Origin of the sequence: Streptomyces sp. NPDC048483 (assembly GCF_040651455.1) — a bacterium.
Lineage (GTDB): Bacteria > Actinomycetota > Actinomycetes > Streptomycetales > Streptomycetaceae > Streptomyces.
In genome coordinates, this window is sequence record NZ_JBEZJZ010000031.1 from 1 (window position 1) to 22,203 (window position 22,203).

General features: G+C 71.9%; 15 protein-coding genes. 3 read left to right on the plus strand and 12 right to left on the minus strand.

The window, feature by feature from the left end; genetic code table 11:
- Positions 1-308: 308 nt before the first annotated feature.
- The 6 genes from serA to AB0D04_RS18280 all read right to left on the minus strand — a co-directional run bounded on the left by serA (position 309) and on the right by AB0D04_RS18280 (position 10,154).
- Positions 309-1,898 carry a phosphoglycerate dehydrogenase gene (gene serA / locus AB0D04_RS18255; RefSeq protein ID WP_362704053.1) on the minus strand — a complete coding sequence of 530 codons (1,590 nt, stop codon included), beginning with the start codon at positions 1,896-1,898 and terminating at the stop codon, positions 309-311.
- A gap of 281 nt (positions 1,899-2,179) precedes the next feature.
- Complete coding sequence (gene ilvC, locus AB0D04_RS18260) at positions 2,180-3,181, minus strand: ketol-acid reductoisomerase (protein WP_362704056.1); 1,002 nt, start codon at positions 3,179-3,181, stop codon at positions 2,180-2,182.
- Positions 3,182-3,292: 111 nt separating this feature from the next.
- Positions 3,293-3,817, minus strand: a complete 525-nt coding sequence (gene ilvN / locus AB0D04_RS18265; protein ID WP_030064020.1) for an acetolactate synthase small subunit — start codon at positions 3,815-3,817, stop codon at positions 3,293-3,295.
- A 41-nt stretch (positions 3,818-3,858) separates the two neighbouring features.
- Complete coding sequence (locus AB0D04_RS18270; RefSeq protein WP_362704059.1) at positions 3,859-5,730, minus strand: acetolactate synthase large subunit; 1,872 nt, start codon at positions 5,728-5,730, stop codon at positions 3,859-3,861.
- A 208-nt stretch (positions 5,731-5,938) separates the two neighbouring features.
- Positions 5,939-8,884 (minus strand): EAL domain-containing protein, encoded by a 2,946-nt coding sequence (locus AB0D04_RS18275; RefSeq protein ID WP_362704062.1) that lies wholly within the window; start codon positions 8,882-8,884, stop codon positions 5,939-5,941.
- A 307-nt stretch (positions 8,885-9,191) separates the two neighbouring features.
- Positions 9,192-10,154: a 2-hydroxyacid dehydrogenase gene (locus tag AB0D04_RS18280; protein WP_362704064.1), complete on the minus strand. Its 963-nt coding sequence runs from the start codon at positions 10,152-10,154 to the stop codon at positions 9,192-9,194.
- A gap of 89 nt (positions 10,155-10,243) precedes the next feature.
- Here AB0D04_RS18280 and AB0D04_RS18285 point away from each other — a divergent pair, with 89 nt between their 5' ends.
- The 3 genes from AB0D04_RS18285 to AB0D04_RS18295 all read left to right on the plus strand — a co-directional run bounded on the left by AB0D04_RS18285 (position 10,244) and on the right by AB0D04_RS18295 (position 12,837).
- Positions 10,244-11,281 carry an aldo/keto reductase gene (locus tag AB0D04_RS18285; RefSeq protein ID WP_362704067.1) on the plus strand — a complete coding sequence of 346 codons (1,038 nt, stop codon included), beginning with the start codon at positions 10,244-10,246 and terminating at the stop codon, positions 11,279-11,281.
- Positions 11,282-11,354: 73 nt separating this feature from the next.
- Entirely contained in the window at positions 11,355-12,536 is a 1,182-nt protein-coding gene (locus AB0D04_RS18290; protein ID WP_362704070.1) for a PQQ-dependent sugar dehydrogenase, read from the plus strand.
- A 109-nt stretch (positions 12,537-12,645) separates the two neighbouring features.
- Complete coding sequence (locus tag AB0D04_RS18295) at positions 12,646-12,837, plus strand: DUF6191 domain-containing protein (protein ID WP_362704072.1); 192 nt, start codon at positions 12,646-12,648, stop codon at positions 12,835-12,837.
- 27 nt (positions 12,838-12,864) lie between these two features.
- Here the strand turns inward: AB0D04_RS18295 and AB0D04_RS18300 are convergent, their stop codons facing one another.
- The 6 genes from AB0D04_RS18300 to AB0D04_RS18325 form a co-directional block, all read right to left on the minus strand.
- A complete protein-coding gene (locus AB0D04_RS18300; RefSeq protein WP_362704074.1) occupies positions 12,865-14,811 on the minus strand; it encodes a hypothetical protein in 1,947 nt (648 codons plus the stop codon).
- 53 nt (positions 14,812-14,864) lie between these two features.
- On the minus strand, positions 14,865-15,332 hold the full coding sequence (locus tag AB0D04_RS18305; protein ID WP_362704076.1) for a GNAT family N-acetyltransferase: 468 nt from the start codon (positions 15,330-15,332) through the stop codon (positions 14,865-14,867).
- Positions 15,333-15,366: 34 nt separating this feature from the next.
- The gene (locus AB0D04_RS18310) at positions 15,367-18,525 is read right to left on the minus strand and encodes an AAA family ATPase (protein WP_362704079.1); all 3,159 of its coding nucleotides are present in this window, start codon (positions 18,523-18,525) and stop codon (positions 15,367-15,369) included.
- A gap of 86 nt (positions 18,526-18,611) precedes the next feature.
- Positions 18,612-18,800 (minus strand): hypothetical protein, encoded by a 189-nt coding sequence (locus AB0D04_RS18315; RefSeq protein WP_362704080.1) that lies wholly within the window; start codon positions 18,798-18,800, stop codon positions 18,612-18,614.
- 204 nt (positions 18,801-19,004) lie between these two features.
- Positions 19,005-19,571 (minus strand): hypothetical protein, encoded by a 567-nt coding sequence (locus tag AB0D04_RS18320; protein ID WP_362704082.1) that lies wholly within the window; start codon positions 19,569-19,571, stop codon positions 19,005-19,007.
- 95 nt (positions 19,572-19,666) lie between these two features.
- Positions 19,667-21,979 carry an MMPL family transporter gene (locus AB0D04_RS18325; protein ID WP_362704084.1) on the minus strand — a complete coding sequence of 771 codons (2,313 nt, stop codon included), beginning with the start codon at positions 21,977-21,979 and terminating at the stop codon, positions 19,667-19,669.
- Between the last annotated feature and the right edge of the window lie 224 nt (positions 21,980-22,203).

Below are 22,203 nucleotides of genomic sequence, written 5' to 3' on the forward strand. Positions count from 1 at the left end.
GGCACGCACAGTTCCCATTGCGCGCCGCGAAAACCCCCGCAGCGACTCGGGAGGACCGCCGGCCGCCGGGCCCGGCGGCGCCAGGACGGTGCTGACGCCGCGCGCCCCTTCAGGGCCGGATGCCCGGTTGCTACGCCGTTCGGGTGAACGAGGGCGGCGCCCCCGCCTCACGGGCGGTACGTCCCTCCCATGGCCCCGCCCTTTCACGCGAATGGGCCAGAGCCCCGCCGAAACGGGGCCCTGGCCCATTACCTACCTCGTGACCTGCGAAAATCAGCGGATCCGATGGATCCGGTGGATCCGGTGGATCAGCCGAGGTTGACGGCGCGCACGGAGGTGGCGCCGATCTCCTGCGCGATCTCGGCGAGCACGGCGGCCGGAATCGTGTCGTCGACGGTCAGCGCGACCAGCGCCTCGCCGCCCACGTTCTCCCGCGCGACCTGCATATTGCCGATGTTGATGCCCGCCTCGCCCAGGATCTTGCCGACGGTGCCGACGACACCGGGGCGGTCGCTGTAGCGCAGGAACGCCATGTGGTCGGCGAGCGCCAGGTCGATGGAGTGCTCCCCGACCGCGACGACCTTCTGGATGTTCTTGTGGCCGGAGAGCGTGCCGGAGATCGACACTTCGTCGCCGCCCGCGAGCGTGCCGCGCACGGTCACCACATTGCGGTGCTCGGGCGACTCGCTGCTGGTGGTCAGCCGCACCTCGACGCCGCGCTCCTGCGCGAACAGCGGGGCGTTGACGTACGACACCGTCTCGTCCACAACGTCCTCGAACACGCCCTTGAGCGCGGAGAGTTCGAGCACCTTGACGTCGTGCTGGGTGATCTCGCCGTACACCTCGACGTCCAGCCGCAGCGCGACCTCGCCGGCCAGCGCGGTGAAGATCCGGCCCAGCCGCTCGGCCAGCGGCAGTCCCGGCTTGACGTCCTCGGCGATCACGCCGCCCTGGACGTTGACCGCGTCCGGCACCAGCTCACCGGCGAGCGCCAGGCGCACCGACTTGGCGACCGAGATACCGGCCTTCTCCTGCGCCTCACCCGTCGACGCGCCGAGGTGCGGGGTGGCGACGACCTGGTCGAACTCGAAGAGCGGCGAGTCGGTGCAGGGCTCGGTCGCGTAGACGTCCAGACCGGCGCCGGCGACCCGGCCCTCCTTCAGCGCGGTGGCCAGCGCGGCCTCGTCGACGATCCCGCCGCGCGCGGCGTTCACGATCCGGACCGACGGCTTGACCTTGTGCAGCGCCTCGTCGCCGATCAGACCGACCGTCTCGGGAGTCTTGGGGAGGTGGACGGTGATGAAGTCCGCGACCTCCAGCAGCTCGTCGAGGGTGAGGAGCTTGACGCCCATCTGCGCGGCGCGGGCCGGCTGCACGTAGGGGTCGTAGGCGACGACCTTCATGCCGAAGGCCGACATCCGCTGGGCGACCAGGACGCCGATCCGGCCGAGGCCGACCACGCCGAGCGTCTTCTCGCTGAGCTCGACACCGGTGTACTTGCTGCGCTTCCACTCGCCGTTCTTCAGGGCGGTGTTGGCCTGCGGGATGTTGCGCGCGGTGGCGACCAGCAGACCGCAGGCCAGCTCGGCGGCGGTGACGATGTTGGAGGTCGGGGCGTTGACGACCATCACGCCGGCCTTGGTGGCGGCGGAGACGTCGACATTGTCCAGGCCCACGCCCGCACGGGCGACGACCTTCAGCTTCTTGGCGGCGGCGATCGCCTCGGCATCGACCTTCGTCGCGCTGCGCACGAGGATGGCGTCGACATCGGCGATGGCCGGCAGCAGCTCGGCGCGGTCCGCGCCGTTGCAGTGCCGGATGTCGAAGTCCGGCCCGAGGGCGTCGACGGTGGCGGGCGACAGCTCTTCGGCGATGAGTACGACGGGTTTCGAGCTCACGTGGTCTTCAGTCCTCACTAGTCCTTCGCGGACGGCCGTCCCGACGGCCGAAGGCGGTGAAGGGGGAAAGCCGCGTGGAAGACGCACGACGTTGTGAGCCTGACGCGCTTGTGGGTTTGAGTGTAGTGGCGCTGGGGCAATCGTCCCGCGCCGAAGCGTAAGGATCACCCGTGCGGGGTTCTACGCGGTGGACAATGCGGCCCCGCCGACTTTGGGCACGGGCCGCACCGGGTACGGACGAGGGGGCCGCGGCCTGCGCCACGACCCCCTGTCCCACGGGTTTACGCCTCGTTGTCGTCGACCCAGCTCATCAGCTTGCGCAGCTTCTTGCCGGTGGTCTCCAGCAGGTGGTCCTCGTCCGCCTTCTTGTACTCGTTGTACTTCGGCAGACCGGCTTCGTACTCCGCGATCCAGGTGTTGGCGAAGGTGCCGTCCTGGATCTCGGCGAGAACCTTCTTCATCTCGGCCTTGGTGGCGTCGGTGATGATGCGGGGGCCGGTGACGTAGTCGCCCCACTCGGCGGTCTCGGAGACCGACCAGCGCATCTTCTCCAGGCCGCCCTCGTACATCAGGTCCACGATCAGCTTCAGCTCGTGGAGGCACTCGAAGTACGCGATCTCGGGCTGGTAGCCCGCCTCGACCAGGGTCTCGAAGCCGGCCTTCACCAGCGCCGAGGCGCCACCGCACAGGACGGCCTGCTCACCGAACAGGTCGGTCTCGGTCTCCTCGGTGAAGGTGGTCTTGATGACGCCGGCGCGGGTGCCGCCGATGCCCTTGGCGTACGAGAGGGCCAGCTCGAAGGCCTTGCCCGAGGCGTCCTGCTCGACGCCCGCGATGCACGGCACGCCGCGGCCTTCCTCGTACTGGCGGCGCACGAGGTGGCCGGGGCCCTTGGGGGCCACCAGGGCGACATCGACGCCGGCCGGGGGCTTGATGAAGCCGTAACGGATGTTCAGGCCGTGGCCGAAGAACAGCGCGTCGCCGTCCTTGAGGTGGTCCTTGATGGACTCCTCGTAGACCTTGGCCTGGATCGGGTCCGGCACCAGGATCATGATGACGTCGGCCTCGGCGGCGGCCTCGGCGGGCGTCACCACGCGCAGGCCCTGCTCCTCGGCCTTGGCCTTGGACTTGGAGCCCTCGTGCAGACCGACCCGCACGTCGACGCCGGAGTCACGCAGCGACAGCGCGTGGGCGTGACCCTGGCTTCCGTAGCCGATGACCGCGACCTTGCGGTTCTGGATGATGGACAGGTCGGCATCGTCGTCGTAGAACAGCTCGGCCACTTCGGGTATCTCCTTGGATCTAGCGGGTGCCCACACAGTATGTCGGGCGGGGTGGGGAAGGTTCGGGGGTCTCGCCATACGGTCCGGGGCGGACGGCGTCGGACCGTGGGATCAGGCCGTACGGTCCAGGGCGCGCAGCGAGCGGTCCGTGATGGACCGGGCGCCGCGGCCTATGGCGATGGTGCCGGACTGCACCAGTTCCTTGATGCCGAACGGCTCGAGCATCTTGAGCATCGCCTCCAGCTTGTCACTGGATCCGGTGGCCTCGATCGTGACGGCCTCCGGGGAGACGTCCACCGTCTTGGCGCGGAAGAGCTGGACGATCTCGACGATCTGGGAGCGGGTCTCGTTGTCCGCGCGGACCTTGACCAGGACCAGCTCGCGCTGGACGGCGGTGCCCGGCTCCAGCTCGACGATCTTCAGAACGTTGACGAGCTTGTTGAGCTGCTTGGTGACCTGCTCCAGCGGCAGCGACTCGACGCTGACCACGATGGTGATGCGGGAGATGTCGGGGTGCTCGGTGACACCGACCGCGAGGGAGTCGATGTTGAAGCCGCGGCGGGAGAACAGGGCGGCGATCCGGGCCAGGATGCCGGGGGTGTTCTCCACCAGGACGGAGAGCGTGTGCTTGGACATTCGTCTTCTCTCTTCTTCCGTGCGTCCGTGACGTCCTGGGCTCAGTCGTCTTCGTTGTCGCCGAAGTCGGGACGCACGCCCCGGGCGGCCATGACCTCGTCGTTGGAAGTGCCGGCGGCGACCATCGGCCACACCTGGGCATCCTCGTGGACGATGAAGTCCACCACGACCGGGCGGTCGTTGATGGCATTGGCCTTCGCGATGACCGCGTCCAGTTCGGCCGGGTCCTCACAGCGCATCGCGACACAGCCCATCGCCTCGGACAGCTTGACGAAGTCCGGGACGCGGGTGCCGCCGCTGCCCTTGCCCTCGGCCGCGAGGCCGTCGGATTCGGGGCCGCTGTGCAGCACGGTGTTGGAGTAGCGCTGGTTGTAGAACAGGGTCTGCCACTGGCGGACCATGCCCAGCGCGCCGTTGTTGATGATCGCGACCTTGATCGGGATGTTGTTCAGCGCGCAGGTGACCAGCTCCTGGTTGGTCATCTGGAAGCAGCCGTCGCCGTCGATCGCCCAGACCGTACGGCCCGGCTGACCGGCCTTGGCGCCCATCGCGGCGGGCACCGCGTAGCCCATCGTCCCGGCGCCGCCGGAGTTCAGCCAGGTGGCGGGCTGCTCGTAGTCGATGAAGTGGGCGGCCCACATCTGGTGCTGGCCGACGCCCGCGGCGTAGATGGTGTCGGCGGGGGCGAGCTTGCCGATCCGCTCGATGACCTGCTGCGGGGAGAGGCTGCCGTCCTCCGGCTGGTCGTAGCCCAGCGGGTAGGTGTCACGCCAGCGGTTGAGGTCCTTCCACCAGGCGCTGTAGTCGCCCTTGTGGCCGGCTTCGTGCTCGGCCTGGACGGCGACGATCAGATCGGCGATGACCTCGCGGGCGTCGCCGACGATCGGCACGTCCGCGACGCGGTTCTTGCCGATCTCCGCCGGGTCGATGTCCGCGTGCACGACCTTGGCGTACGGGGCGAAGGAGTCGAGCTTGCCGGTGACGCGGTCGTCGAAGCGGGCGCCGAGGGTGATCAGCAGGTCCGACTTCTGCAGTGCGGTGACGGCGGTGACCGCTCCGTGCATGCCGGGCATGCCGACGTGCTGGGGGTGGCTGTCGGGGAAGGCACCGAGCGCCATCAGGGTGGTGGTGACGGGCGCGCCGGTCAGCTCGGCGAGCACCTTGAGCTCGGCGGTGGCGCCGGCCTTGAGCACGCCGCCGCCGACGTAGAGCACCGGGCGCTTGGACTCGGTGATCAGCCGGGCGGCCTCGCGGATCTGCTTGGCGTGCGGCTTGGTCACCGGACGGTAGCCGGGCAGCTCGGTGTGCGGCGGCCAGCTGAAGGTGGTCCGCGCCTGGAGGGCGTCCTTGGCGATGTCGACCAGGACCGGTCCGGGGCGGCCGGTGGAGGCGATGTGGAACGCCTCGGCGATCGTGCGGGGGATCTCGGCCGGGTCGGTGACCAGGAAGTTGTGCTTGGTGATCGGCATCGTGATGCCGCAGATGTCCGCCTCCTGGAAGGCGTCCGTACCGATCGCCTTGGACGCGACCTGACCGGTGATCGCGACCAGCGGGACGGAGTCCATGTGGGCGTCGGCGATCGGGGTGACGAGGTTGGTGGCACCCGGCCCCGAGGTCGCCATGCACACGCCGACCTTGCCGGTGGCCTGGGCGTACCCCGTGGCGGCGTGTCCGGCGCCCTGCTCGTGGCGCACCAGGACGTGCCGGACCTTCGAGGAGTCCATCATCGGGTCGTACGCAGGGAGGATCGCACCGCCGGGAATGCCGAACACGGTGTCGGCCCCGACCTCCTCGAGCGAACGGATGAGGGACTGCGCACCCGTGACGTGCTCGACGGTGGCGGACTGCTGCGGTCCGCCGGCGTTACGGGCCCGCGGCTGCGGATGGTGGGCCCCGGAGGCCTGCTCGGTCATCTGCGTCTCTTCTCGAAGCTGAGGGTTTTGACGGGATTTGTGAGGTCGCTGTGCAACAAAAAACCCCCCGTGCCTAGTGGCAAGCGAGGGGAGCGCGTCGGAGCGGTTCGCTGGGCATCATCGGGCCCTGGCTTCAGCCGACGCGCTTTCCAAGTACGAGAATTCGGGTGCGCATGGCACTGACCCTCCCCCCGCCGTGCACCGAGTGTCAAGTGGGTGGGACGGAGGTCTCACTATTTGAGCGCAATGGCGGATGGACGAGCGAATCCGGGCCCCCCGTGCCACCCCTCCGGACGGGCACGCCGGTGCCGCTGAGCACCACCGCACGGCCCTCACCCACCGGGTCGGGCACCGGGTACGCGCCGCGGCTCAGGGCGCGCCGCAGCCGCGGTTCGTCCAGCGGACCGGCGAAGGCCAGGCCCATGCCGTGGGTGCAGCCCATCGAGCGCAGCGCCAGGACCTGCTCGGGCAGATCGACGCCGTCCGCGACGGACTGCATCCCGAGGTCCGCGGCGATCCGCAGCAGCCCGGCGGTGATCTTGTGCAGCCGGGGGGACTCCACCACGCCGTCGACCAGGCCGCGGTCCAGCCGCACCACATCGATGGGCAGTCGGCGCAGCGCGCTCATGGCGGCGTAACCGCTGCCGAAGCCGTCCAGCGCGATCCGTACGCCCAGCCGGCGCAGCTCCACCAGACGGCGCTCCAGCTCGTCCATGGAGACGCGGGGGTCGCTTTCGGCCAGTTCCACGACGAGCGAACCCGGGGGCAGGCCGTGCCGGCTGAGCAGCGCCTCGACGGTCTTGGGGGGCAGGCCGTTGCGTTCGCCGCCCAGCAGCCGGCGGGCGGAGAGCCGGACGGCGACCGGGCCGGTGTGGCCCGCGCGGTGCCGCGCCGCGGCCTGCTCGACCGCCGCCTCCAGCTGCCAGCGGCTCAGCTCCGCGGCGCGCTCGCCGTCCTCCGTGCGCCGCCCGCGGTCGCCGACCCGCAGGAACTCGGCAGGGGTGAACAGGATGCCCTCGGCGGAGCGCCAGCGGGCGTGCGCGGCGACCGCGGTGACCTTGCCGCTGGTGAGCTCCACCACCGGCTGGTGCAGCAGCGCGAACTCGCCGTCGTGCAGGGCGCTGCGCAGCTTGGTGACGAGCTCGGCGCGCTGCACCACCTCGGCCTGCATCTGCGGGGCGTACATCTCCACCCGGCCCTTGCCGGCCTGCTTGGCGCGGTACATCGCCATGTCGGCGTTGCGCAGCAGTGCGGACGGGGTGACCCCGGGGTCGGCGAAGGCGACGCCGATGCTGGCCGCGACACGGACGTCCCGGCCGTCGATGCGGTACGGCTCGGAGAGCTTGATGCGCAGCCGGTCGGCGATCTCGTGGACGCGGAATTCGCGGGCCGCGTGGTCGCGGGTGCCGTCGCCCGTGATCAGTGCGGCGAACTCATCGCCGCCGAGCCGCGCCGCTATGTCCCCCGAGCGCACCGATTCGCCGAGCCGGCGGGCGGCCTGCACCAGGAGCTCGTCGCCCGCCTGGTGGCCGATGGTGTCGTTGACCTGTTTGAAGCCGTCCAGGTCGATATAGAGCACGGCGGTGTCGTGGTCGCTGGCGCGGCGGCCGGACACGGCCTTGCTGACCCGCTCGGTGAACAGCGCGCGGTTGGGCAGGTCGGTGAGCGCGTCGTGCGAGGCGTTGTGCTGGAGCTGGGCCTGGAGGCGGACCCGTTCGGTGACATCGCGGGAGTTGAAGATCAGGCCGCCGTGGTGGCGGTTGACGGTGGACTCGACATTGAGCCAGCCGTCGCCGCCGGAGCGCTGCGCACCGGCCCGGAAGCGGCATTCGATACGGGTGGTCGGTTCCTTCTCGGGGGAGGCGGCGAGGAACCTGCGCACCTCGTGCACCACCCGCCCCAGGTCCTCGGGATGGATCAGCGACGCCAGCTCGGAGCCGACCAGCTCCTCCGCGTCGCGGCCGTAGACACCCGCCGCCGCCGGGCTCACATAGCGCAGCACTCCGGTCGGGGCGGCGATCATGATGACATCGCTGGAGCCCTGCACCAGGGAGCGGAAGTGGTTCTCCTTCTGGGCCAGCTCCTGGGTGAGGGTGATGTTGTCGAGCAGCATGATGCCCTGGCGGACGACCAGCGCCAGAACGACCGTGCAGCCGGTGAAGAGCACCACGCGGTCGATCCGCCGCCCGTCCAGGACGTTGGTGAGGATGCCCAACGTGCAGACGGCGGCGGCCAGATACGGGGTCAGCGCGGCGAGCGAGCCGGCGATGGGGCGGCTGCCCGGCGGCTGCGCGCGGCGCGCGGCGCGCTGGAAGTCGTCGCCGGCGCGGCGGGGGTCGTCACCGGCCCCGGCCGAACGGCGGGCGACCCAGGGCGCGTACGCGAGCAGCATCGAGCCGGCGAACCAGCCCGCGTCCAGGATCTGGCCGGAGCGGTAGTGCTCGCGCAGCAGCGGCGAGCTGAACAGGGCGTCGCACAGCACCGTCAACGCCAGTGCCGCGACCGCGGTGTTGATCGCGGAGCGGTGCACGGAGGAGCGGCGGAAGTGCAGCGCGAGCACCATGCTCACCAGCACGATGTCCAGCAGCGGATAGGCCAGCGAGAGCGCGCTCTGCGCCACGCTGCGGCCCTGGAAGTGGGCGGTGTGGGCGAGCGCGAGGCTCCAGGAGAGGGTGAGCAGGGAGCCGGCGATCAGCCAGGCGTCCAGCCCGAGGCAGACCCAGCCGGCCCTGGTGACCGGCCTCTTGGCGAGCACCAGCAGGCCGACGATGGCCGGCGGCGCGAACAGCAGGAAGCAGAAGTCGGCGAGGGAGGGGCTGGGCACCGGGGCCCGCAGGACGACTTCGTACCAGCCCCATACGCCGTTGCCGAAGCCGGCCATCCCGGACGAGGCGGCGAACAGTATCCAGGCCGGCCGGAAGCGGCTGCCGCGGTGCCGGTGGGCGTACAGTCCGCAGGAGACGGCCGCCACCAGGGCCGCGACGCTGAGGCCGAAGTCCCCCATGAACAGCGCGACTTCGGACGACCCCCAGCCGAAGGCGGCGCCGACGGCATAGCCGCCGCAGACCACGGCCAGGGCGATTTGCGGCACCATGCTCGGCGGGTCGCCGACGGGCGCCGGCGGCCGGGAGAGCACCGCCCCCGGGGCGCTCACCGCGCTCTCCCGCTCGCCCGTGCGCGACGAGGTCGCGATCGGCGCACCTGGGGGTCCAGCACTATTCCCTCGGGCGCTCGTGGATCGCGCGTCTCGCGATTCACCCATTGGCCGTACATCGCCCGTCGCCCCCCTCGAGTTCCGGATCCTTCGCACAGCGCCGCACAGACCCCGGCGCCGTCCCCAATCCGGACGATACACCAGTTCCGTCACTCAGGGACATAGGGTCTCTACGCAGCGTGACCAACTGCCGCGCACTGAACACCCCTTGAAGTCGTACGGCCCCGTAGAGCTACGTGCAACCGCCTCAGGCCGCGGTGGCGACCACATTCCGAAGAGGCTCCCCGGCCGCGAAAAGCGTCAGCTGGTCCCGCAGAAGCCGCTTCGCACGGGGCAGGAAGGCAGAGCTGGGGCCACCGACGTGTGGAGTGATGAGTACGCCGGGAGCGTGCCACAGCGGATGTCCGGCGGGCAGGGGTTCCGGGTCGGTCACATCGAGTGCGGCGAGCAGCCGGCCGGACGTCACTTCGGGGAGCAGGGCGCCGGTGTCGACGATCGCGCCGCGGGCGACGTTCACCAGGAGTGCGCCGTCCTTCATCCGGGCCAGGAAATCGCGTCCGACCAGGCCACGGGTCTCGCCGGTGAGCGGAGTGGCCAGGATGACGACGTCCGCGTCGGGCACGAGGGCGGACAGCTGGGACAGTGGATGCACGGGACCGCGCACAGTGTCACGGCCGGTGCGCGCGATGCGCGCCACCCGCGCGCACTCAAAAGGCGTGAGCCGGTCTTCGATGGCACTGCCGATCGAACCATAGCCCACAATGAGGACGGACTTGTCGGCGAGCGCCGGCTGGAAGCCCGCGCGCCATTCCTCCGCGTCCTGGCCGCGGACGAATCCGGGGATTCCGCGCAGCGCCGCCAGCGTCAGGGTGAGCGCGAGCTCGGCCGTGCTGGCGTTGTGCAGCCCGCGGGCGTTGCACAGCCGGGCGCCGGACGGCATCGAGGGCAGTCCCGGCAGCATGTGCTCGATCCCGGCGGTCAGCGTCTGGACGGCCTCGACCCGGCCCATCAGCGGCAGCGGGCGCAGGCAGATCTCCGCGTTCTTCATGTAGGGGACGGCGTAGAAGACGCACTCGGCGGGGTCGGCCGGGTAGTCGGGGCCGGCATCCCAGTGGACGTAGCGGAACCCGTCGGGAAGGCCCTCGATCTCTTGGGGCGGGATGGGGAGCCAGACGTCCCCGGTGCCGGTGGAGTGGTGCGCTGATGCCATGGCCCGAGGCTATGCGAAGAGATGTTTGGTTCAGAAGTTAGTTTGGTGCAGGCCCTTGACCGGGGGCGAGGGGACGGAGGCACGACCAGGTGGAGCGCAGGACGATCGGTGCGGCGGCTCTCGAAGTGGGCGCTGTCGGACTGGGCTGTATGCCGATGAGCTGGGGGTACACCGCATCGCAGCGCAGCGGGGAGGGCTCGCTGCGGGCCGTGCACACCGCGCTCGACCGGGGGTGCAGCCTGCTGGACACCGCCGACATGTACGGCCCCTTCACCAACGAACTCCTCGTCGGCCGGGCGCTCAAGGAGCGGCGCCGGGACGCCTTTGTCTCGACCAAGTGCGGGCTGCTGGTCGGCGAACAGCACATCGTCGCCAACGGGCGCCCCGGCTATGTCAAACGCGCCTGCGACGCCTCGCTGCGCCGGCTGCAGACCGACCGTATCGACCTCTACCAGCTGCACCGCGCCGACCCCGAGGTGCCCATCGAGGAGACCTGGGGCGCGATGGCGGAGCTGGTGGCCGCGGGAAAGGTGCGGTCCCTGGGGCTGTGCGCGGTGGGCGCACGGGCGGTACGGCCGCCGCGCGCGTCCCGTAACGCCCCCCGGCCGGGCGCCGGGCGCCGCCTTCCGTCACGGATGCACGACGGCACACTGCGCCAACTGGAGCGCATCCAGCAGGTGTTCCCGGTCAGCGGCGTCCAGGCCGAGCTCTCGGTGTGGTCACCGGAGGCCCTGGAGGAGCTGCTGCCGTGGTGCGAGTCCCGCGGTGTCGGCTTCCTGGCGGCGATGCCGCTGGGCAACGGCTATCTGACCGGCACCCTCACCCCGGGCCAGGGCTTCGAGCCGGAGGACGTACGGGCCCGCCACCCCCGGTTCACCGCCGAGATGATGGCGGCCAACCAGCCGGTGGTGGCGGGGCTGCGGCGGGTCGGCGCCCGCCACGGCGCGACGCCCGGCCAGGTGGCCCTGGCCTGGGTGCTGGCACAGGGCCGCCATGTGGTCCCCGTACCGGGCACGAAGAAGGAGCGCTGGGCGGCGCAGAACGCCAAGGCGGCGGAGCTGGTGCTGAGCCGGGAGGACCTGGCGGAGATCGCGGCTCTGCCGCCCGCGCGGGGGTCCTGGTACTGAGGGCGCGCGTCCCCCGCACCGCGCCCCGCGGTGTGGTCTCCTTGTCCCGCCCGCGAACGAGAGGACCCCCGCCGTGCAACGCCGTTCCCAGATCACTGTGTTGGCCGCCGCTTCGCTGCTCCTGGCGGCGGGCTGCTCGACCGGTGGCGCGCCGACCGCCGACGGGGGGAAGTCCGCCGCCCCCAAGGGCAAGCACCCCGGCGCATCGGCCAAGCCGAGCGCCACCCCGTCCGCCACCGCGCCGCCCGCCAAGGGGTCGGTCGAAGTGGTCGGCACCCTGGCCACCGGGCTGAAGTCGCCCTGGGGCGTTGCCGTGCTGCCGGGCGGGGATCTGCTGGTCGCCTCACGGGACACCGGGAAGATCGTCCGGGTGTCGGCGGAGGACGGGAAGACCACGGAGCTGGGCTCGGTGCCGGGCGTGGATCCGGGGGGCGAGGGCGGGCTGCTGGGGCTCGCGGTGTCCTCGGCGTTCGGGGCGGACCACGAGGTGTACGCGTACTTCACCACCGCGTCCGACAACCGCATCGCGCGCCTGATCTACGACGAGAAGCGCCCGCCGGGCGACCAGCTCGGTGCCCCCGACACGATCCTGCGGGGCATCCCCAAGGGCGAGCTCCACAACGGCGGCCGGATCGCGTTCGGCCCGGACAAGATGCTCTACGCCGGGACGGGCGAGACCGGCGACACCGGGCTCGCGCAGGACAAGGAGTCGCTGGGCGGCAAGATCCTGCGGATGACGCCGGACGGCGAGCCGGCGCACGGCAACCCGCAGGCGGACTCGGTGGTCTACGACTACGGCCACCGCAATGTGCAGGGCCTGGCCTGGGACGACGACAAGCGGCTGTGGGCCTCGGAGTTCGGGCAGGACACCTGGGACGAGCTCAACCTCATCGAGCCGGGCAGGAACTACGGCTGGCCCGAGGTGGAGGGCAAGGCCAAGGGGGACCAGAAGGGCCCCGCCTTCGTGGATCCGGTCGAGGAGTGGAAGACCAAGGACGCCTCGCCCAGCGGCATCGCGTACGCCAAGGGCTCCGTCTGGATGGCCTCGTTGCGCGGCGAGCGGCTGTGGCGGATCGCGCTGAACGGTACGAAGCCGGTGGCGGCCCCGCAGGCGTTCCTCGACGGCAAGTACGGGCGGCTGCGGACCGTCGTCGCGGCCGGGAACGGCGAGTTGTTGCTGGTCACCAGCAACACCGACGGGCGGAGCCGGCCCCGTAAGGGCGATGACCGGATTCTCCGCCTCAAGGTGACCTGATCCCGCTCCGGCCGAACTGATCCCCATTTGGGCGCGGCCTGCCTACACTCGGGGCGGGGTGGAGGCACCTCCCGCTTGCGGGGGGAGGGTCACGCCGAAAGGGGACACGTTGTTCAACGTCGTGGAAGAACTGTTCGCACCCGGCCGCAAGAACACCGACGAGGAGCGCCAGAAGATGTCGCTCGTCGTCGATGACGTGGGTGACGGCGATCCCGGTGAGGGTCCGATAGACCTCTCGTCCGGGACCGTCGTCGTCAGGGCGCCGCGTCCGCGGCCCGCGCCGGCGGACAGCGCGGGCTGAGGACGGCGCGGGCCGGGCCGGAAAGGCCTACTCCCCCGGCCGCGGGGCGCAGTTCTTCTCCATCTCCGCCGCCGCCCACCGGATCGACGACTGCGGGTCGTCGTGCAGATGGCGCAGGGTGGGCAGCGCCGCGCGGACCGCGGCGCGGTTCTCCTCGCTGTCGCAGTCGGCGATGTCCGCGATGAGCAGCAGCAGGGTGCTGCGGGCCTGGTTGTCGGGGTCGGTCATCAACTCCACCAGGAACGGCACCGCGGGCGCCGCCGCGGTCAGCCCCGCGCTCTTGGAGACCAGCAGCCGGTAGAGGTCGTGGACCGCGTCCATGGCGGTCTTCTTGTGGTCGGATGCGATCTTGCCGATCAGACCGGGCACGGCGTGGGCGGGCCCGCGCGCGGACCAGTACGAGCCCCAGTCGACGGCGTCCAGCCGCAGCTGGAGCTCGCGGTGCGGCCACAGCCTGTCCGTGGCGAGGCGCAGGGCCACCGGGCCGGACGGGCCGGTGACGTACAGCGTGCCGTCGGCCTCCAGGGCGAGGCCCTCGATCCCGGTGCCGAGCCGCAGCCGTGCCACCGCGTCGGAGGCCAGGTCCCAGACGCGGACCAGCCCGTCCGCCCAGGCGCAGGCCAGTGCGGGCCCGGTGGCGAGCCGGGCGGCGGCGAGCGCGGTGACCGGTGTGCGCCGGCGGTCGAACGGGAGGGGCCGCGGGTGGCAGTCCGTCCGCCAGTAGCGGAGCACGCCGTGGGCGTCACCGCTGACCACCGCCTTCAGGTCGTCGTCGAGCCGTAGGCAGGCGACGGCCGACACCGGGGCGCGGTGCAGCGGCTCGGTCAGGGCCGCGGCGGGCTCGGCGGCGGTCGCCTCGGTGGTGGACTCCCAGACGTGTACGCGCCCTTCGGCGTCGCCCGCGGCGGCCATCGTGGCGTCCTGGTCGATGGCGGTCGCGCTGCGGCCGGGCAGGGCGCGGAGCGCGGCGATGTTGGGGACGGTGACGGCCGCGGGTGCGACGCCGGTGGAGTCCACCCGCCAGCGCTCGCGGGCGTCGGTGTCGCCGTCGGCCGGCGCCAACGGGCCGAGGTCCTCCAGGGGCTGGGGGACCTCGGCCGGCGGCTCGATGTCCTTGTCGGTGTAGGTGATGCCGAGGGTCTCGACGACCTGGAGGAGCGCGTCGCGGGTCCGGCCGTGGATCACGATGGCGTAGCCGGCGCCCCGGCCGCGGCCGTGGTGGATGAGCGCGTCCGGTCCGCCGTAGGCCAGCGCGTCGGTGCCCATCTCCTGCCACGGCAGCAGCCCCAGCTCCCGGTACGAGGCCGTCAGCCGCTCGGTGATCGCCGGGTCGGCCTCGACGTCCGAGCGGTGCACCCGCAGGCTCCAGCCGTAGTGCGCCGGGAGCCGTTCCAGGGCCAGTTGGAGGAAGAACTCCGACAGCGACCGGCTCTGCAGTTCCCAGCCGCGGCCGGTGCTGACCAGCACCCTGGGGTCGGGGTGGGAGGCCTCGGCGGCGAGGTAGCCCCACTGGTTGCAGTACTGGTACTCGGACATGAAGATGCAGATCCGACGGTCGGCGGCGTCGGGCGGGAGGAACGGGTTGTCCTTGGGCAGCCCGTCGGCGAGCTCCGGGCTCACGTTGTCGGCATCGGCATCGGCATCGTCGCCGTCATCGGCATCGTCGAAGTCGTCGTCGATGCCGTACTCGTCGGCCCAGATGGTCGGCGGCCACTGGGTGTGCGTCCAGTACAGCCGCGGCCGGAACGAGAAGGAGTTGACCGGCGAGTCCCACCACTCGGCGAGCGCCGCCGGAATCGGCAGGCTCTCGTCGATGCCGTACTCCCGGTTCTCTCCACCCCACCGGGAGGCGGTCGGCTCCCCGCCCGGATCCTCGTACCCCCACTCGCGCTGCACCTCGTCGAGCAACTCCCAGCGGAGGCACTCCTGTTGGAGCCGTTCCGCGAAGCGTCCGTAGTCGATGATCTCTGCCATGGGAACATCGTACGGATGTTCGCGTACGGGGTGGACGGGGTGGGCCGGTCGGCTCAGCCGACGGGCCTGCGGAACACCTGACGCGAACCGCCCTCCGGGCCCGGTTCGGTGACCTCGGCGGGGGTGAAGCCGAGAGCTTCGTAGAAGGCGCGGGCACCACTGGCGACGGCGCCGGGATGATCGGCCCCGAAGGTGACCACCTCCAGGGTCCCCGGGCCCCGTACGAACCTGCGTCGCGCGTCCGCCACCAGCGCGCGGCCGACGCCCGTCCCGCGCGCCCGCTCCGCGACGACGAGCCAGCGGAGGTGATAGCTCGCGTCCTCCTTGGCGCTGAACAGCAGCCCGCCGAGCAGATCCGGGCCCGGCCCTACGGCGACCAGGGCCGTCGAGCGGCGGATGTGCCGGTCCACGGCGGCGCGGAAGCCCGGGTCGGCCACCAGCGGGCCGAACCAGTGCTCCACCCGGGCCGCCAGGCCCAGGAAGCCGGGGACATCCTCGTCGCGCGCCGGTCGGACGATCACCGTGAGTCCTTCCGTGGTGTCCGTACGGGCCGCCTCAGCGGGGCATCGCCTCCCCGAACAGCCGCAGCCGGTGGGCCACCGCACCCGCCTCGCCGCGGCCGGAGACGCCCAGTTTGGCGAGGATGTTGGAGACATGGACGCTGGCGGTCTTGGGCGAGATGAACAGGGCATCGGCGATCTGGCGGTTGCTGCGGCCGTCGGCGACCAGGCGGAGGACGTCGCGTTCGCGGGGCGTCAGGCCCAGGGATTCGGCGGGGGCGGCGGGCGCGGCGGCGTCCGGGAGCGGTGCGGGGGCCTGGCGCGGTGCGGCGGCGGCCGTCCGGCCGGCGAGGGGTATGCGGGCGCGCTGGGCGAGGAGTTCGACCTCGTCGGCCAGGGGGCGGGCGCCCATGGTGGTGGCCGCGTGGTGGGACTGGGCGAGGAGGAGTACGGCGGCCTCGCGCGGGGTGCGGCCGTCCAGGCCGGCGGTGGCGCGCTCGGTGCCGTGGAGCAGCGATTCGGCCCAGCGGTAGCAGGCCCAGGCCAGCTCGTTCGGGCGCTCCAGGGTCTCGAAGGCATCGACCACCGCGGCCCAGGCGTCGGGCGCCTCACGCCCCTCGGCGCGGCGGAGTTCGGCCTCCACCGCCAGGGCGTACGCCGCCCAGACCGGGGAGACGCAGGGCAGCTTCTTGGCGGCCTCCCGGATGCGGGCGAGGATCCCTGCCCTGCCGGGCTCGGCGGCGGGCAGCCCCCGGGTGTCCGACTCGGCGACGGTGGCCGACCACAGCAGCGGCCAGGCATAGCGCGCGGTGCCGGGCGGAAAGCCGGCGTCCAGGGCCTGCTGGAGGATGCCGCGGGCGTCGAGGAACCGGCCCTGGGCCGCGGCGATGCGCAGGGTGTGGCGCGCGAAGGGGATGGTGTGCTGCGGCTGGGGGTCGTGGGTGCCGTAGCGCTCCCGGGCGAGGGCCAGGTCGCGCTCGGCGGCGGTGAGGTCGCCCTTGTCGAGGGCGAGGTGGGTGAGGTGGCTGACGGCCACCGCCAGGGGACGGTGGCTCTGCGCCAGGCGGCGGGCGTCGGCGGCGGCACGGCCTGCCTCCTCCCAGCGGCCCAGTGAGTGCAGCGATTCGGCGAGGTTGCCCGCCACCCATGCGGCGGTGTCCTTCAGGCCGTAGCGGAGGGTCAGCTCGACGCCCCGGGTGGCGACCTCGACGGCCTCACGGGAGCGGCCGACACCCTCCAGGGCCGAGGGGAGGTTGATATGGCCGCGGCCGATCACGGCGAAATAGCCGCGGTCCATGGACAGTTCGAGGGCGGTACGGAAGTCGGCGAGGCCGCACTCGACCTCGCCCGCGTCGATCCGCAGCCCGGCCAGCGTCAGCCGGGAGTTGAGTTCGGCCTCTTCGTCGCCGACCAACTGGGCCAGTTCCACGGCTCGTTCGGCCGTGGCGAAGGTGCCCGGACCCGGTTCGTGCAGCACCTGCCAGCCGGCGACGGCGACCATCACGGCGGCGTGCACCGATGACGGCGGCAGCCCGCGCATCAGCTCCTGTGCCTTGCCGAGGTCCTCCCAGCCGTCGCCGCGGCCGGTGCGCTGGACGAGCTTGGAGCGCTGTACCCGGAACCATGCCTCGCGAAGGGGGTCCCCCCTGCTCGAACCGTGTTGAGAGCTTGGGGGAGGGTCGTTCGCCTCATGCAGGTAGCGCAGGGCGCGCTTGGTGATGGTGAAGGCCCGCTCGCCGTCGCCGGAGAGCCGGGCGGCGACCGCGATCTCGGCGAGCAGGTCGAGGAAGCGCAGCGCGTCGTCGTCGCAGCCGCAGGCCGGATACGCCTCGGCGTAGTCGACCGGGCGCACCCCTTGGCGGACCTCCACGGGTGCGTCGTCCCACAGCTCCAGGGCGCGGTCCAGCAGCCGCAGCTGCTCGGCGTAGGCATGGCGGCGGCGGGCCTGGACGGAGGCCGCGAGGACGGCGGGCAGCGCCTTGGCGGCGTCGCGGGCCTTGTACCAGTAGCTGGCTAGGCGGGCGGCGCAGGCATCGGCGGGGACCAGGGAGCGGTCGGCCTCCAGGGCCTGGGCGTAGCGGCGGTTGAGGCGGGTGCGCTCGCCGGGCAGCAGGTCGTCGACGACGGCCTCGCGGACCAGGGCGTGCCGGAAGCGGTAGCCCGTGCCGTCCTGGGTGGGCACCAGGGTGTTGCTGCCGACGGCGGCGCGCAGCGCCTCGATGAGGGCGTCCTCGGACATCTCGCTGACGGCGGCGAGGAGCTCGTGTTCGACCGTGGAGCCGCCCTCGGAGGCGATCCGCACCACGCGCTGGGCGTTCTCGGGCAGCGCCTCGACGCGCACCAGCAGCAGATCGCGCAGCGGGTCGCTGAGGCCGTGCAGACAGCCATCGGCGATGCTGCGGGCGAGCTCCTCGACGAAGAAGGCATTGCCCTCGGAGCGCTTGAAGACCCGGTCGACGGTGACCTCTTCGGGCTCACTGCCGGTGATCCCGGCGAGCTGGCTGCGGACCTCGGCGCGGTTGAAGCGGGCCAGCTCGACCCTCCCCCAGAGCCTCAAGGACCTGGGGGGACCCCCGGCCGTACGCATCCGGTCGATCTCGGCGAGGAAGGGGCGCAGCGGATGGCGGCGGTGGATGTCGTCGGAGCGGTAGGTGGCCACCAGGAGGACGTTGGCGTCGTGCAGGGCGCGCAGGAGGTAGGCGAGGAGTTCGCGGGTGGAGCGGTCGGCCCAGTGGAGGTCCTCGATCACGATGACGAGGGTGCGGTGCGCGGCCAGCCGCTCCAGGAGGCGGGCGGTCAGCTCGAAGAGACGGGCGCGGCCGATCTCCTCGGCGTGGGTCTCGCCCGCGGTCTCGCCCAGTTCGGGGAGGATGCGGGCGAGTTCCCCCTCCTGGCCGGTGACGGCGGCGGCGAGTTCGTCCGGCAGATGGGCGTTGAGGGTGTGCAGGATCGCGGAGAACGGTGCGTACGGCAGGCCCTCGGAGCCGATCTCGATGCAGCCGCCGAGCGCGACCAGCGCGCCCTGGCCGCGGGCGGATCCGGTGAACTCCTCGATCAGCCGGGTCTTGCCGACCCCGGCCTCGCCGCCGATGAGTATCGCCTGCGGCTCGCCGGACGCCACGACACGGGCGAATGCGTCGCGCAAGGCGGTGAGTTCGGCCGCGCGGCCGACGAACACGGAACTGACCGACCTGTTCTCCACGCTGCTGAGCATCGCACAGGGGTCCGACAATCCGGCACCGAGTATCGCCAGGTGGCCGGCCGTGGAGGTCCCCCCGGTCCTCACGACCTTGGGGAGGATCAGGCGGCGGCGCGGCGGATCCGCGCCCACCGGCCCCGCTTACGGCTCACCCGCCCTCCGGGTTCGTTCTCCGCGGAACGGACCGCGGCGCGCCGGCCCTCGGTCGCCTCGCGCACCAGACGCTCCCGGTCGGCCACGCGGCGCAGCTCCTCGTAACGGACCCGTACTTCCAGCTCGGAGGGGTACATGGAATCTCTCCTGACGACGATGTCGGACGGCTTGCTGACGTCCTCAAGACTCGTCGCCAAGGGGGGTCCGCCGCATCGGGAGAGTTCCCGATCTCTGTGCCCGTACGGGACTTAGAAACCCGCGGGGCGGCCCGTACGGTCCTTAGAAACCGTGCGGGCCGCCCGCGGGGGACTCAGAGACCGGCGCCGTCATCCGTACGGGACTCAGGCACCCGGCGCGGGGCCCTTAGGGATGCTGGGCAGGCTCGCGAACAGGTCGAGGTACATGCCCGCCGCGATGAGGATGCCGAGCACGCCGAGCGCCAGTCCGCCCCAGGCGACGGCCCGTACCCAGGTGGCGCGCGTCCGGGCCAGCACCACCGTGGCGGCGATCACCGCGAGCAGCCCGAAGATGCCGTTGACCAGGGCGGTCATGTGCCAGGGGCCGGAGAAACCGGCGGCGATCGGGTCGGTGGCCTTGCCTGCCTGGAGGCTGATCTGCCCCACCAGCTTCTGCCGCTCGGACATCAGGGTGCCGAGCCAGGTGCCGGTGAGGGACGCGAGGCCGAGCCCGGCGGCCACCACTGCGCCGGCACCGGCGCCGACCTCGGTGGCGGGCCGGCCGGCCTCCTCCGCGTCGTTGGTGCCGTCGGCCTCCCCCTCGGCCGGGACGGCGGCATCCGCCGGTTCCGTGCCCGTGCCGTCGGCGGTCTCCGGGGCCGCGCCCTCCTCCGGGGCGGTCTCGTCGTCGGTGCGCTGGTCCTTGGTCGTCGATTCCGTCGTCGTTCCCATGGGCGCGACCGTAGGTGCCGCGTCTGAGAGTCCGATGAGAGCCGGGGCAGGGGGCGGGCGGCGCACCGCGACGCGCCCCCGGCAGGTCCCGTGTCCTACGCCCTCACCAGCGGGTTCTCCCCGTCCTGCGGGGTGGACGGAGTGACCGGATCGTTGTCTTCCGGTGGCGGTTCGATGCTGATCCGGGGCAGCCTGCGGTCCAGCCAGGAGGGGAGCCACCAGTTGGCGCCGCCGAGCATGTGCATCAGGGCGGGGACGAGCAGCGTACGGAGCACAAAGGCGTCCAGGGCGACGGCCGCGGCCAGTCCGATCCCGAACATCGCGATGATCCGGTCGCCACTGAGGACGAAGGCCGAGAACACCGCGATCATGATGACCGCCGCGGAGTTGATCACCCGGCTGGTCTCGGCGAGGCCGACCCGTACCGCCCGCCGGTTGTCGTGCGTCAGCTGCCACTCCTCGTACATCCGGCTCACCAGGAACACCTGGTAGTCCATGGAGAGGCCGAAGAGCACCGACACCATGATGACCGGCAGGAACGGTTCGACCGGCCCGGCGCTGCCCAGCCCGAGCAGCTCGCTCCCCCAGCCCCACTGGAAGATCGCGACGACGATCCCGAAGGACGAGGCGACCGCCGCGAGGTTCATCAGCGCGGCTTTCACCGGGATGCCGATGCTCCGGAAGGCCAGCAGGAGCAGGACCGATCCCAGCGCGATGACGACGCCGACGAAGAGCGGCAGTTTCCCGACGATGAGGGACGCGAAGTCGTCGTAGCTCGCGGTGATCCCGCCGACGTACACCCGCATCGTCGTGCCGTCCGCGGCCTCCGGGAGGACGTCCTGGCGCAGCCGCTGCACCAGGCCCGACGTCTGCCGGGACTGCGGGGAGCTGTCCGGTACGACCGTGATCACGCCGGTGCTGCGGGCGCCGTCGAACTCGGGTCCGTCGACCTGCGCGACGCCGGGCACTTCGCGCAGCCGGTGCGGCAGCGCGCCGAAGGCCAGCCGGTCCTTGGGGCCGTCCAGGCTGCCGACCAGCGTCAGCGGACCGTTGAAGCCGGGGCCGAAGCCGCTCCGGGTGCCGGCGCCGTGGGTGGCGTCGCCCTGGCCGCCGTCGCCCGCCAGCAGGTCGTACGCCTTACGGGTCGTCGAGGTGGCCGGATTGTTGCCCTGGTCGGAGGTGCCGAGGTGGAGGCCGAGCGTGGGGAGCGCCAGGACGGTCATGACGGCGGCCGCGATCACGCCCAGCAGTTTGGGGTGCCGCTCGACGAAGGAGGCCCAGCGGGCGGCGATGCCGGCGGGATGTTCGGGCCGCGGCCCGCGCTCCGCCAGCCGCCGGCGCTCGCGGCGGCCGAGGGCCCGCATCCCGATCAGCCCGAGCAGCGCGGGCAGCAGGGTGACGGAGGCGGCGACGGTCAGGACGACGGTGAGCGAGGCGGCGAGGGCAACACCGTTGAGGAAACCCAGCCGCAGGACCAGCATGCCGAGCAGCGCGATGCACACCGTGGCGCCCGCGAAGACGACCGCCCGCCCGGACACCGACACGGCCCGTTCCGCGGCCTCCTGGACGGACAGCCCTGCCCGCAGGCCCTTCCGGTGCCGCGTGACGATGAACAGCGCATAGTCGATGCCGACTCCGAGGCCGATCAGCATGCCCAGCATCGGGGCGAAGTCGGCGACGGTCATGACGTGGCCGAGCAGGGTGATCCCGGCCGAGGCGGTGCCGACGGCGGCCAGCGCGGTGATGATCGGCAGGAAGGTCGCGGCGAGCGACCCGAAGGCCAGAAAGAGCACCACGCCCGCCGCGCACAGCCCGATGACTTCCGGCAGCTGGGCGCGCGGCGCCTCGGTCAGCGCGATCCCGGCGCCGCCGAGCTCCACCTGGAGGCCGTCGCCGGCGGCGGCCCGCGCGGTGTCCACGACCTTCTTGACCTGGCCCGCGTGCAGCTCGTCGGCCGGCCGGTCGAAGACGACGGTGGCGTAGGCGGTGTGGCCGTCCTCGCTGATCTGCCGCTGCTGACGAGAGCCGTTGCGGGAGTCGCTGTGGGATGCGCGGTGGGATGCGCGGTGGGGGTTGTCCGCCTGCCGGTAGGGCCCCTGCACCTCGGAGACCCCGGGCAGCCGCGCGACCTCCCGCAAGGCGTGCGTCATCCGTTTCTTGACGGCCTTGGCCCGCACCGACCCCGCGTCCGTGTGCCACACGATGCTGTCGCTGTCCCCGGACTGCCCGGGGAACGCCTTCGCCATCAGGGCGCCGGCCTGCCCGGACTCGGTCCCGGGGACCTCGTAGTCGGACGAGTACGCCGATCCCGCCACCCCCGCGGCCACGGCGACCCCCGCAAACGCGGCGAGCCAGAGAACGATCACCACCATGCGGCGCCTGAAACACCACCGAGCCAGAGCGGTCACGGACCTCGTCGTCTGCTTCCCGGGTCGAGCGTCGATAACTCCCGGGGTGACGGGTGGTGCCGAGCGCGGATGAGCGGATGTACGGAAAAGGGGTACCCAACGGTCTGCCGGGCCCACCTCGGGGAGCAGGGTGGCAGCCCGAAAAGATCCATAGGCCGCTTTGTGGACTTCCCCACAAAGCGGCCTCGTGTGCGAACTGCCTTTAATTCATCCCCTACCGAACT

Excerpts from the sequence above, each read along its gene's own strand:
- AB0D04_RS18300 (WP_362704074.1), bottom strand. The coding sequence starts at position 14,811 with ATGGCAGAGATCATCGACTACGGACGCTTCGCGGAACGGCTCCAACAG.
- AB0D04_RS18310 (WP_362704079.1), bottom strand. The coding sequence starts at position 18,525 with ATGCTCAGCAGCGTGGAGAACAGGTCGGTCAGTTCCGTGTTCGTCGGC.
- AB0D04_RS18315 (WP_362704080.1), bottom strand. The coding sequence starts at position 18,800 with ATGTACCCCTCCGAGCTGGAAGTACGGGTCCGTTACGAGGAGCTGCGC.
- AB0D04_RS18320 (WP_362704082.1), bottom strand. The coding sequence starts at position 19,571 with ATGGGAACGACGACGGAATCGACGACCAAGGACCAGCGCACCGACGAC.
- AB0D04_RS18270 (WP_362704059.1), bottom strand. The coding sequence starts at position 5,730 with ATGACCGAGCAGGCCTCCGGGGCCCACCATCCGCAGCCGCGGGCCCGT.
- AB0D04_RS18280 (WP_362704064.1), bottom strand. The coding sequence starts at position 10,154 with ATGGCATCAGCGCACCACTCCACCGGCACCGGGGACGTCTGGCTCCCC.
- ilvN (WP_030064020.1), bottom strand. The coding sequence starts at position 3,817 with ATGTCCAAGCACACGCTCTCCGTCCTGGTGGAGAACACCCCCGGCATC.